Annotated in this window: 6 protein-coding genes; 3 read left to right on the top strand and 3 right to left on the bottom strand. The window is 71.6% G+C overall.

The window, feature by feature from the left end; all coding sequences use genetic code 11:
* Nucleotides 1-223: 223 nt before the first annotated feature.
* The 3 genes from ElP_RS22190 (at nucleotide 224) to ElP_RS22180 (ending at nucleotide 9,532) form a co-directional block, all read left to right on the top strand.
* Nucleotides 224-1,384 (top strand): hypothetical protein, encoded by a 1,161-nt coding sequence (locus ElP_RS22190; RefSeq protein WP_145273164.1) that lies wholly within the window; start codon nucleotides 224-226, stop codon nucleotides 1,382-1,384.
* A gap of 953 nt (nucleotides 1,385-2,337) precedes the next feature.
* Nucleotides 2,338-8,025, top strand: coding sequence for a S8 family serine peptidase (locus ElP_RS22185; RefSeq protein WP_197446286.1), 5,688 nt, complete (start codon nucleotides 2,338-2,340; stop codon nucleotides 8,023-8,025).
* Between the two features lie 358 nt (nucleotides 8,026-8,383).
* Nucleotides 8,384-9,532 (top strand): hypothetical protein, encoded by a 1,149-nt coding sequence (locus tag ElP_RS22180; protein WP_145273158.1) that lies wholly within the window; start codon nucleotides 8,384-8,386, stop codon nucleotides 9,530-9,532.
* Nucleotides 9,533-9,617: 85 nt separating this feature from the next.
* Here ElP_RS22180 and ElP_RS22175 read toward each other — a convergent pair whose 3' ends face one another.
* From ElP_RS22175 to ElP_RS22165, 3 genes are all read right to left on the bottom strand, one after another.
* Nucleotides 9,618-10,973 (bottom strand): deiodinase family protein, encoded by a 1,356-nt coding sequence (locus tag ElP_RS22175; protein ID WP_145273155.1) that lies wholly within the window; start codon nucleotides 10,971-10,973, stop codon nucleotides 9,618-9,620.
* Nucleotides 10,974-11,257: 284 nt separating this feature from the next.
* On the bottom strand, nucleotides 11,258-12,571 hold the full coding sequence (locus ElP_RS22170; RefSeq protein WP_145273152.1) for a carboxymuconolactone decarboxylase family protein: 1,314 nt from the start codon (nucleotides 12,569-12,571) through the stop codon (nucleotides 11,258-11,260).
* A gap of 73 nt (nucleotides 12,572-12,644) precedes the next feature.
* The gene (locus tag ElP_RS22165) at nucleotides 12,645-13,028 is read right to left on the bottom strand and encodes a hypothetical protein (protein WP_145273149.1); all 384 of its coding nucleotides are present in this window, start codon (nucleotides 13,026-13,028) and stop codon (nucleotides 12,645-12,647) included.
* Between the last annotated feature and the right edge of the window lie 24 nt (nucleotides 13,029-13,052).

The raw sequence follows: 13,052 nt of genomic DNA, 5'->3' as shown, positions 1-13,052 counted from the left end.
CGGCCCGACCCCCCCGACCGGATCCCCGATCCATCCCGATCCCCGTTCCGGGATTGCCTCCCTCTCGTAAGATGATTCGGGGACCGCTGCTCCGCCGATCCGACCCGTAAGAGCCCCCGTTCCCCCGCCCCCGGTGCCGGCAACCCACTCGGCCGACCCCGACGGGCGTCTTCACTAGAACTAGTCGATAATCCGAAGTGCCCAGCACAGGAGCCGGTGTCCGATGACTACGGGATCACCGCTAGGTCAGCTCGCGGACCTCTTGAGACGCGTCGAGGCCAAGACCAGGACTCAGGAGTTGATCGAGGAACTCGAGCTGGCCGCCGAACAGCTACGCATCACCGAGGAGGCGACCCGGGCCGTCGAGGATCGCTCCCGGCAGGTCCGACCCGCCAGGCAGCGGGAGCTGGAGCTGGCCGAGGGGGACGAGGTCCTGCTCAAGGAGTTGATCCGGCGCACCGCGCAGAACCGGATGCTCATGGGCCAGGAGGAATTCCGGGAGGCCGAACGGCTCGTCGAGATCTCCCGTGTCGAGATCGACCGCAGGAGGGAAGAGGCCCAGTCCGAGCTGGAAGAGGTGCAGGACGCCCTCGACGTGGCCCGGATCGAACTCCGGGCCGCGCTGGACCGCTACCACCACGTCCGCCGGGAGCTGGACCGCCTGCAAGTCCCGGCCAACGGCTACGTCGAGCAGGGGGACCGCCTCGCCCAGCTGGCCGAGGAGCATTTCCCCGAGTTCCAGGTCCGCGCCTTCGCCCGGGAAGTCGAGGAAGGCACCCCGGCGTTCGCCAAGCTCGACCGCCGGGAGCAGTACTCGCAGATGCGGATCTGGATCGGCCGCCTGCGGCGGTTCCAGCACGCCGGCCCCGGGGAAGAGGAACGGGACCAGCTCGAGGGGGTCTTCCGCCGCCTGGTCAGCCTCTCCAAGCAACACGAGCCCGGCTACATCGAGGCATTCAACCGGCAATACGTGGCCGACTGGGAAGCCTACATCGCCGAGGCGAGGGAGTCGCTCCGCCAGGCGTCCGAGGAGGCCCGGCGCAACCGGGAACTGCGGGGCGAGGAGCCGGCCGAGTCCGACCACTCTCAGGCCGAACGCCAGGAGTCCCGCCGACTGGCCGAGCAGGCCCTGGAGCACCTGAAGGCCCTGCTGTTGATCCGTCACGACGACCCGAAGGCCAAGGCCGATCGGTTCCGGGAGACCCTCTCTCGGGTCGTCGAGGGCTACGGCCCGCCGGACGAGGAGCTGATCGACGTCGTCCGCGGCTACCGGGAGTGGCTCACCGGCCCCGAGTTCCGGTCGCTCCGCAACGCCCTGGATCGGTATTCGGCCGACGAGCCGCCGGCCGACGGGTCGCCGGCCGACGAGGCCACCACCGCCTGAACGGCCCGAGGGGGGGCGACCGCCCCCCCATGCCCTCCCCCGCCCCAGCTCGGCATCTCCCAACTCAGCCCGATCGCGGCCTCGCCCCGCGACGCGGTCGCCGGTCGATCTCCCCGGACGGGAGGCTCCCCTCCCGCCCGTCAGGCCCGTCATGTCGGGGACAGGATGGCTCCGGGCCCTTCCCGACCGACTCACGCCGGCCCCGGGCCGTCGGGGGAGGGGCGATCGCGGGGTTCAAACCCTCCTCGAGGCCACGCCTCGACGGGGCGGGGGCCCCGGACAACCGGGCCATGACTCCCGAGCGAGGGGCCGCCCATCGTGGGGCGGACCTCCCGGGAAATCCGTCCCGCAGGCGCCCGGGCGAGTCCCGGATCCGATGGGGATGTCCTATGCTTCCCCGTGTCGGGACGCCCGCTCGGAGGTGGCGTCCCCGCCCGGCCGCCGGCACTCGCGGAGGGCCCGCACGGCCGGGTGACGACGCCCGGAGGCACGTCGCGATGCCCGAGATCGGTCGTCGATCGCGACCCTTCTCGCATCCCCGCGGCATCCTCACGCGGCCGGGATCCGGGGCGCCCCCCTCCATGCACGGGGGCAATACTGCTGAGAATCTCCGCTGCAAGCCATTGCTCCGTAAGGCTTTGCGAGGAAAAATAATCGCGCAAGCGGGTTGACGGGGCGAAAACCATATCTTATGTTACTGCGCACATGTCGTGGCCTGAGGACTCTCATCCTCCGGGCGTCACCTGTTTGAATCATTAAACCAGGTGATCTCGATCCGACCTGCGCCTGCCGGACCGCCCGCCGCCGGGCAAGACTCGCCGCCGTACGCCGATTCCACCCAGCACGACTCATCGGTATTCCCCACCATGCCGCGCAACACGAAGCGTCCGTCGTCCGCCTTGCGCCCCGAGATCCTCGAGGACCGCAGATTGCTGAGCGGGGATCGACCGGGCATGCTCCTGGAGGGAGTCCTGCCGGCCGAAGTCGACCCGAGGGGCCCGGCCGAGGCGGCCTCCTACGCCCCGGATCGCATCATCGTCCGCTATCGTGATGAAGTCTCCGCGAGGAGCGGGCCGCACCCCTCGGGCCTGGCCCCGGGGCGGAGGCTCTCCGAAGCCGCCGGGCTTCGGATCGTCGGCGTCGACGCCTCGGGGGTGCCGGCGGCGCTGGAGGCCGCCCGCAAGGATCCGAGGGTCCTGTACGCCGAGCCGGACTACGTCATCGGGGCGGGGACGTCCCCGGACGATCCGAGGTTCGGGGAGCTCTGGGGCCTGCGCAACGTCGGCCAGGGTTCCGGGACCGTGGGGGCCGACATCGGCGCGATGACGGCCTGGCAGCAGTCGACCGGCAGCGACGGGGTGGTGGTCGCCGTCCTGGACTCGGGGGTCGATTACGCACACCCCGACCTGTCGTCGAACCTGTGGACGAACCCGGGGGAGATCCCCGGCAACAACCTCGACGACGACGGCAACGGCTACGTCGACGACGTCCGGGGCTGGGACTTCGTCAATCGCGACAACAACCCGATGGACGACAACTCCCACGGCACCCACGTCGCCGGGACGATCGGCGCCCGGGGCAACAACCAGGTCGGGGTGACTGGGGTCTCCTGGGACGTCTCGATCATGCCGCTGAAGGTCCTGGACCGCTTCGGCAACGGCACCGTCTCCGCCGCGATCGACGCGATCAACTACGCCTGGAGGAACGGGGCGGTCATCTCCAACGCGAGCTGGGGGGGTACCACCTACAGCCAGTCGCTCCGGGACGCGATCAATGCGGCGGGCGCCCAGGCCGACCACCTCTTTGTGGCCGCGGCCGGCAACCAGGGGACGATCATGGACGCGCCGGGGGCGGCGAAATTCTACCCCGCCGCGTTCGACCTGCCGAACATCGTCTCGGTGGCCGCCTCGGACCGCAACGACCAGCTGGCCGGGTTCTCCAACTCCGGGTGGCTCTCGGTCGACCTCGCGGCCCCCGGGGTCGACATCCTGAGCACAACGCCGGGCGGGGGCTACGGCCTGAAGTCCGGCACCTCGATGGCCGCGCCCCACGTCGCCGGGGCCGCGGCCCTGCTCAAGGCCGAGGACCCGTCGCTCGGCGCCGAGGAGATCAAGTCGGTGCTGATGGCCTCGGTCGAGCCGACGGGCCAGCTCGGGTCGTTGACGGCCGGTGGGGGGCGGCTCGACCTCGCCTCGGCGATGCAGATCGCCGCCGACGAGCCGCACCTCCGCACCGGGGTGGTCGAGCTCACGGGGCTGGGCCAGTGGGAGACGGTGTCCCTCGATCGGCGCTACGCCTCGATGGTCGTGGCGGCGACGCCGGAGATCCCGATCGGCGGCCTCTCCCTGGTGCCCCGGATCCGGAACGTCGGCGACGACCGATTCGAGATCTCCGTGGAGTCCGCGGCCTCTCCCCGAGAGGATGCGCTCCTGGGCGGCGGGTTCGAGGCGCCCGAGGCCGGGGCGGCCGGCTCCCACGGCTCCTTCCTCTACCGCCCCGCCGGCTCCCCCTGGTCCTACTCCGGCGACGCCGGCGTCACCGCCGACGGCTCCGGATTCACCGCCGCCAACCCCCCGGCCCCCGAGGGGGACCAGGTCGCCTTCCTCCAGCGCAACGGCCGCATCTCCCAGGACGTCCAGGTCGCCGAGCCCGGCACCTATCGCCTCCGCCTCAAGGCCGCCCACCGCGCCAACTCCCGACTCCAGGGCCACGACTTCGCCGTCACCGTCGGCGGCGTCGAGGTCGCCCGCTTCGCCCCCTCCGACGACGCCTACCGGACCTTCGAGGCCACCTTCGCCCTGCCCGCCGGGGCCTCCCGCGTCGCCCTGGTCGGCCTCAACACCCTCGGCGGCGACCGCACCTCCCTGATCGACGACGTCTCCCTGGAGCGGGTCGACGAATCGCAACCGATCTCGCTCGGGGGGAGCGGGTTCGAGGCGCCCGAGGCCGGGGCGGCCGGCTCCCACGGCTCCTTCCTCTACCGCCCCGCCGGCTCCCCCTGGTCCTACTCCGGCGACGCCGGCGTCACCGCCGACGGCTCCGGATTCACCGCCGCCAACCCCCCGGCCCCCGAGGGGGACCAGGTCGCCTTCCTCCAGCGCAACGGCCGCATCTCCCAGGACGTCCAGGTCGCCGAGCCCGGCACCTATCGCCTCCGCCTCAAGGCCGCCCACCGCGCCAACTCCCGACTCCAGGGCCACGACTTCGCCGTCACCGTCGGCGGCGTCGAGGTCGCCCGCTTCGCCCCCTCCGACGACGCCTACCGGACCTTCGAGGCCACCTTCGCCCTGCCCGCCGGACCCAGCCGGCTCTCCCTGGTCGGCCTCAACACCCTCGGCGGCGACCGCACCTCGCTGATCGACGACATCTCCCTGGAGCGGATCGAAAGCGTCCCGACCTCGCTCGGGGGGAGCGGGTTCGAGGCGCCCGAGGCCGGGGCGGCCGGCTCCCACGGCTCCTTCCTCTACCGCCCCGCCGGCTCCCCCTGGTCCTACTCCGGCGACGCCGGCGTCACCGCCGACGGCTCCGGATTCACCGCCGCCAACCCCCCGGCCCCCGAGGGGGACCAGGTCGCCTTCCTCCAGCGCAACGGCCGCATCTCCCAGGACGTCCAGGTCGCCGAGCCCGGCACCTATCGCCTCCGCCTCAAGGCCGCCCACCGCGCCAACTCCCGACTCCAGGGCCACGACTTCGCCGTCACCGTCGGCGGCGTCGAGGTCGCCCGCTTCGCCCCCTCCGACGACGCCTACCGGACCTTCGAGGCCACCTTCGCCCTGCCCGCCGGGGCCTCCCGCGTCGCCCTGGTCGGCCTCAACACCCTCGGCGGCGACCGCACCTCCCTGATCGACGACGTCTCCCTGGAGCGGGTCGACGAATCGCAACCGATCTCGGGATCGATTCGGGTGCATTACCTCGTCTCGGAGGAGGGGACGTTCTCGGACGAACACTCCGGGATGAAGATGGAGGTCCGGAAGGTCGCGATCGATGCGGCCGATGGGGGGGGATCGTTCGAGGGCCTGCCCCTGGAGTACGCCCAGTCGTACGAGATGCCGGTCGTCATCGGCCAGGTCATGTCCACCAATGACCCCAGGCCCTCGATGTTCTGGGCGAGCGGGGCCTCGCCGAACGTCGCCCCCTCGCCGACCGACCTGACGGTCGGCATGCACGTCGGCGAGGATCCGGCGACCTCCCGGGCCCCCGAGACGATCGGCTACTTCGTCTTCGAGGCGGGGGCCCACAGCGTCGACGGCGTGGACTTCGTGGCGGGCCGGACCGGCGAGTCGGTCGAGGGCCTCGACGACTCTTCGCCGTTCATCGCGCCGCTGGAGGGCCTCTCCTCGGCCTCCTCGGCGGTGCTCTCGCCCTCCTCGATGAACGACGCGGACGGCGCCTGGGCCGCCCTCTACGGCGACGACCCGGTGCGACCCGACAGCTTGCAACTAGCGGCGGTCGAGGACCAGTGGCGGGACGGCGAGCGATCCCACGGGGCCGAGTCTGTCTCCTATGTCGTCTTCGGCCAGGCGTCGGGGATCACCTCCTTCGGGGGACGCCCGGCGATCCCCGGGCTGGACCGCATCGAGCCCCGGATCACGATCACCCGGACTTCGGGGACCGAACCCTTCGTCGTCCAGGTCTCGGCCGCCGAGACGACGACCGGGGCGGGCAATCCGTTCACGGACCTGGAATACACCTGGGACTTCGGCGACCCGGGCGGCCAGGAGCTGTTCGTCCACCCGGTCAGCGGGGCCCTGATCGACGCCAACACCGGGCAGGAGGGGCCTGAGGCGGCCTACGTCTACCGGGCCCCCGGCTCGTACTCGATCACGCTGACGGTCCGGGGCAAGGACGAGTCGGGGGAACTCATCACCGCGTCCACCAGCACGCTGATGCGGTCCGCGGAGCAGGAAGTGAGGGTCCGACACGCCTCCGGGGGCACGTTCCGGCTGACCGCGTCGGTCGACGGCGGGCCCGGCCGGACGACGGCGCCGATCCGCTACGACGCCGGGCCCGACGCGGTGGTCCAGGCCCTGGCCGCCCTGCCGAACATCGGGGCGGGCAACCTCCGGACCGGGGCCTTCCTCGGCCCCGAGGCCGCCGGGGACCTGCTGGGACATCGGCTGACCCTCACGGCCGACGCGTCGGGCCTGGTCGGCGCCTCGGTCCGGCCGGAGGTGCTCATCCTCGACCGGATCGAAGGCGGGACGGACGAGCAGGTGACCGTCTCGGCCTGGTCGGGGCCCGTGATCTACTTCGACTCCAATTATGACGGCATCTCCCGGGGCGTCCCCGACGGCTCGGAGGCGGCCCCCTTCAACACCTTCGATCGGCTCGACGCGACCCTGACCTCGGGCGAGAGCATGCGGGTGCTGATCAAGCGGGGGTCCCTCTTCGAGCGGACCTCGACGATCCAGATCACGGAGGCCGGGGATGGGCCCGTCCGGATCGGTTCCTACGGCGACCCGGGCCTCCCGAAGCCGATCATCAGCACCCGGGAGACGCCCATCGCGATCCGGGCCTCCCGAGCGAGCCGGGCCGAGGACATCGTCATCGACGGGCTCGACCTGAGGAGCGCCGTGGGGCGGGCCTTCCACGTCAGTCGGCTGGGGGGCGAGGGCGACGAGTACGCCCAGGCCAACAACATCCACCTCCTGGAGACGAGCTTCTACAGCGGGAACACGACCAACAGCTTCATGCCGTTGATCGAGATCTTCGCGCACACCCCCACCGCCGGCGCCGACGCCCGGGGTTACGGGTTCGTCTTCTGGAATTGCTCCTATGATTGGGAGGCCCTCTCCGGGTCCGCGACGTACCAATCCGGACTGGATCTGGACGCGACGAAGTGGGTGAGCGTCCTCGGCGGGACGATGGCCAGCGGCGGGGCCGGGCCATCGGCGGTCCCGTATCACAGCCACTACGTCTACGCGAACGTCTTCGACCACCTCCTGCTCCGCTGGATGCGGTTCGACGAGGCGGATGGCGTGGTGAACTTCGCCGTGAAGCTGAGGCAGGAGGCCGGGTCGCCGAACCAGGTGCACTCCCGGACCCTGATCGACGGCGTCGACTTCGGCGGCCCGGCCAACGGGCTCTCCTTCAACCAGGAGCGGACGGGCTCGACCTTCGGCACGGTGCTCGTGCAGGACTCCGCCTTCCACGTCGGAGGCGAGGACGGCTTCCAGGCCATGGGGGTCTACGGCGACAACCTCCGGCGCCTGGTGATCCGGGACAGCGAGTTCTTCGACAACGGCCGACGCGGGGTGTTGATCCTGGGCAGCGTCGAGGGGCTCTCGATGGGGTTCTATCGGAACAACGTCTACGTGCCGCCGGTCACGACCGAGACCAACGGCCTGACCATCGACGCCCGCCTCGGCCCCTCCGAGTTCCTGGAGAACACGATCGTCGCCCAGGGCTCCTGGGACCCGTTCTACAACATGGGCATCCGGCTTCGCCCCAGCCTGATGGCCAACTGGACGGTCGACCGCAATCAGTACTGGGCGCCCAACAACAACGGCATCTTCGCCGCGGGGGAGGGGGTCTTCTACAACCTCGCGTCCTGGCGGGCTACAGGCCGGGATGCGAATGGGACCTACGCCGACCCGGGCTGGATCAACCCCGCCGACGGGGACTTCCGCCGTCGGCGATGAGGCGGTCGACCGCCGGGGGGGATGGGGCACCATCCCCCCATCCCCCGAGGCGGTCCGGCCCGGCTCGGACCCCGACGTTTGAAATCGGGGACGCGTGCTTCACCCCGGACCCTGATGATCCTATGATGCTCTCGGGGCCGGATTCGGGCCCCACCGATCCCGGGCGAAGAGGCCCGGGATCGGAGCCCCCGTCCCGAGATCCGGATTGATCGGATCGGGATTTCTTCGTAACTTCCCGGTCGCGATCGGTGCGAACCCTCCCGCGCACCGGTCTCGAGAGACGCAGCTCGCACCCCTGCCGACCCCCTCGTCGAACGCGGGGACGGCAGGGAGACCTCCACGGATGCGGAGGACCCGCATGGCGATCGACCGCTCGGGGCGGCCCGGCCGGGCATCCGTCCGCCGCGCCGCCGGGCCACACGCCGGCCCCCTGATGCTGCTTTCCCTGCTTGCCTCGGGCGCGGCGGGGCCTCCCGCCCTGGCCGACGGCCCCTACGACCGGCCGTCCCTGGAGCGCGTCGGACGCTCCGTCTCCCTCCTGCGGCCCGATCGCGGCGAGGACGGGGACCACCGCCGACGATGGCTGACCTGGAGGGTCGAATACCGCCTGAGGAATCCGGGCCCCGAGTCGTTGCCCGTCGAGCCGAGTTCGATCTTCTGCACGGTCGAGGGCTGGGCCTCCAACTCCCGGGCCGACGGCCACGGCCTGCCCCGTCGGGCCGACCATGCGCTTGGGGCGGGTGAGGATCTGGAATCGATCGCCGAGCTGATCGACTCCGACGTGATGACCCGGTCCTGCGCCGAGCGGGCCACCCTGCAGGTCTGGCCCGAGGGCGGCCCGGTCCCCGACGAGCCCGAGCCGGGTGCCTCCTGCGGGCCGCCGCCGGGCCCCTTCTCCCTGCCCCCGGGTGGCGTCCTCCGGGCCCGGCTCCGCCTGGAACACCGCCACCACCTGCACGGGCCCTCCGAGCCGCTGCTGGGAGGCCGTGAGGTCACGCTCGGGGTCGGCCCGGCCTCCTTCCGGGACGCCGTCTCGCTCGAGCAGGACGCCTCGACCGACCGGCCGATCGACGTGCTGGGGCCGATCCCCGAGGAGCGCCTCGATCCCCGGTTCTACTTCTCCCCCCCCGACAGCCTCTACCTCGACGCCGCCCTCTCCGGCTTCCGGTCGTATCAGTACCGCGACCTGAAGGTCCGGCGCGACGTCCCCATGAGGCTGAGCTTCCGCTACTACCGCTCGACGGACTCCACCGGAGACGCTAAGGCCGAGGTGAAGCAGTATCAGGACGTACCCAGTTCCTACGAGGCGCTGACCCAGGCCAAGCGCGTCGAGCCGCTCGATCGCCTGGGGGAGTGGGTGCTCGTCGAGCGCGAATTCCACTCCGAGCCGAAGGCCACGACCATGCAGCTCAAATTCATCATCGACTGCGAGGGGGACGGCCCCTCGGCACTCTGGATCGACGAGGTCACCCTGGAGCCGGTCGACGCGCCGACCGACCGGCCCTGAGCGGCCCGTCCCCCGAGGCCGGGTCCCGGCCGGGGCGAGCCTCCCGGACGATCGTCGACGCCCGACGGGCCTCGGATCGAGGGGATCATCCCTGCGGTCCGGGCCCCTCGACTTCCATCCCCTCGTCTCCGTTCCCGGGGGCGGTCGACGCCTCCGAGGATTGCATCAGGGCGATCGCCTGTTCCAGTTCCTCCGGCTTGAAGCCGAAGGGCCCCCGGCCGCTCTTGAAGGCCACCCGGCCGTCCCGGTCGATCAGGTAGAGGCGGGCGGGCATGCCGCTGTAGAGGGTGCCGACCGGGTCGTCGATCGCGTCGACCAGCATCGGGATGTCCAGGTCGAGCGTCGCCCGGCACTGCTGGGCGACCTCGACGCGGCGGCCGAAGGTGGTGGGCTGGTCCAGGTTATACCCCTGGCGGAAGTTGTCGAACATGTGCCAGCCGTCCGTCGGGTGGGCCTCCCGGACGTAGACGAGCAGGAACCCGACGCGGTCCCGATAGCGTCGATAGAGCTTCTCGACGTTGCCGGCCTGGCTGCGGAAGGGGCCGCAGGTGAAGTTGCCGAAGATGAGGACGACGGGCTTGCCGGTCCGCTCCTGATAGGAGGAGAGGGTCACGTCCCGGTCGCCGTCGACCGAGGGGAGGGTGAAGTCGGGTGCCGGCTCGTCGACCCCCGGGCCGGGCCAGAGGGAGCCGATCTCCTGGGAGAACAGGCCCCGGACCAGGGTCGACTTGCTCGGGCCGTTCGGGTTAGGCGGGGGGCCGCCCCCCTTGATCCCCCCGGCCATCATGAGCCGATTCATCGTGCCCGGGTCGAAGGCCCCCTTCAGCTCGTCCCGGGAGAGGAAGCCGATCCCCCCGCCGTCGAGCCGGTCGAAGAGTTGCAAGAACTCGGCCCGCGTGACCTTGCCGTTGGCGTCGGCGTCGGCGAGGTAATAGAGCGCCACGCCGGGCCCCCCGGCGAGGGCGTGCTCGGGCCATTCGAAGTCGGCCCCGGTCAGCACGCGGTCGCCGTCGGCGTCGACGAGGCCGAAGTCCTCTGCGGGGCCGGTCCACTCCCGGGCGGCGACGACCCCGTCGCCGTCCCCGTCGAACCGCTCCCGGGTCCAATCCCAGCCGTACCGGGTGCCGCCGGTGGGCCGGCTGAACCAGCCGTCGGCGGCATCGAGTTGCCTCCCCTGGAGGATGTCGGCGAACATGAGCAGCCATTCGGGGCGTTCCCCCGAGGGTGTGGACTCCATCCGGCCGTCGATCCAGTCGCCGAGCCGGCTGGAGAGGTCGGAGTCCCAGAATTCCCGGGCCTCGGGCGAGAGCCCGGCCGACCGTCCATCCCCCGGGTCCTGGGCGATCGAGGGCGGGGCCAAAATCGCGACCGCGAGGGCCGCGATCGCGATCCGGACCGGGGTCGAGGTCGCCCGGGGGCCGGTTTCGGGAGTTCGGCGCATCGATCGACTCCTCGGTGGACGTTGGGTAACACGGATCGCCTTTCATCCGGGAGGGACCGGGAGGGCCCCCGATCCCAGAGATACCCCGGCCCGCCCCCGGGCGACAGGGGGGGCCGGGCGATCGCCCCGGGGAACTCATACGCAATCGCCTGGATTAATCACCTTCGGGTGGCCGGGGTCTCGTTTGCGAGACCCCGGTCCGGTGGCCTCGGCGACCGGGGTCTCGCGGACGAGACCCCAGCCACCCCGGCCACCCGAAAGCTAGTCTTCCAGGCAATGAGGTATCACTCCGGAGCCAGCCCGGCGGCCTCGGTCAGTCGGTCGAAGAAGGCGGCCTCGGCCACCACGGCGATCAGCTCGGCGACCTGATGATCGGTGAAGTGCTCGCGAAGGCCCTCCACCTGGGCATCGGTGACGAGGGCGGGGTCGACGGTGAGCGTCCGGGCGAAGCCCAGGGCGAGGCGTTCCGCCTCCGGGAGGCCGTCGAGCGACCCGTCCAGGGCGAAGATCCGGTCGTCGTCCTCCCCGAGATCGAGGAGGCGGCGCCGGGCGTGTTCGAGGGCGTACCATGCGCGATCGTTCCGGGCGGCGACCCAGCAGGCCCGGGCCCGGAGCAGGGGGTCGAGCGTCCCCTCCGACTCGACGGCGCGGAGGATCGCCACCCGTTCGGCGCCGACGCCCGGGAAGTGCGCGAGCAGTCGGATCCACTGGGGCGGCTCCTTCTCGCCGAGGCCGGGGACCCGGGCCCGGGCTTCCTCGGCGGAGACCAGCTCGACCCGGGGCGTCCGCCCCCGGGCGGCCTCGAGCCGCTCCTCGACCTCGGATCTCGACTCCAGCCTCGGGCGCACCCAGGGGGCCGCGCCACCCCCGGCCCCGGCGGAGGGCGAGAGCGGGGCCACCCGGCTGACCAGCGAGGCGAAGTCGGGGGCGGTGGGGGTGAGGTATTCCCGGTGGTGCTCCTGGGGGATGTTCAACGCGCCGGTCCAGCGGTTCATGGCGTTGAAGCTGGAGACGACGTAGAGGATTTCGAGGATCTGGGCGTCGTCGTAGAACGGGCGGAGGGCCTCGACCTGCGCGTCGCCGACCTCGTGAGGGGCGGTCGTCAGCGTCCTCGTGAGGGCGAAGGCGGCGCGTTCCGCCGGGGTGAACCCGGACCAGTCGCCGTCGAGGGCGGCGACGTAGTCCTCGTCCACGCCCGCGGAGGCGAGCTTGCTCTCCTGGTGTCCGAGGCAATAGGTGCAGTTATTGGCACGCGAGACGATCCAGAACAGGGTCGTCTGGAACGGGTAGCCGAGCGTCATGCCCGGCTCCTCCCGGCCCGGGAAGCCCCCCGAGACGAACCCCGGGGGGAGGTAGTGCCGCCTCATCCGGCCGTTATTCACCACGCCCCAGCCGCCTTGCTCCGCCCGCTCGGCCTCCTCCACCGAGAGTGGCGGCAGCGGGAGGCGGGGCTCGGACCGCTTCGAATCCTCGAGCGCCTGCTTCAGGTCGGCCCGGGTCTCGGGGACGGGCTTCGGCGCGGCTCCGTCCGGAGGGCCGTCGGCCGTCGCGATCGGGGCGACGAGCAAGGCCATCGTCGCGTGAAGGATCGAATTCATGAATCGTCTCCTGGTCCGGCCGACCTCGGGGCGGGTCGAGGCCCCGGGTCCGGTCCGCTGTGCGGGGATGGGGTCAGTCCTGTCGGATGACGCTGGGGTTCGGGTCGGTGCCGACGGCATAGGTCACGCGCTTCTCGACCCGGCGGCCCCCCGGCTCGACGAGTTCGAGCGCCACGGGGCAGGCCAGGCTCGGGCCGACGGCCCGATCGCCGGGTAAGACGGCGTACGAGGAGAGGCGGGCGCCGGCGAGCCAGTCCTCGTCGGCGACCCGAAGCGTCGGGTCGGCCTCGGAAGGCTCGGCGTGCGGGCGGCCGGCCTTCCAGCCTTCGAGCGCCTCGGCCAGCACCCGGCGGGCGGCCTCCTCGTCGAGCGATCGGGTCGGGGGGGGCTGATTGCCGCAGCCGGCGGCGCAGGCCGAGAGCAGCGCCGCCGCGAGGGCGGCTCGGCGGATGGTCATGGCGGTGCGAACTCCCGGGCATTC

Source organism: Tautonia plasticadhaerens (assembly GCF_007752535.1).
GTDB lineage: Bacteria > Planctomycetota > Planctomycetia > Isosphaerales > Isosphaeraceae > Tautonia > Tautonia plasticadhaerens.
Note: the sequence above shows the minus strand (reverse complement) of the source record. Positions and strands in the feature narration are given on the sequence as shown.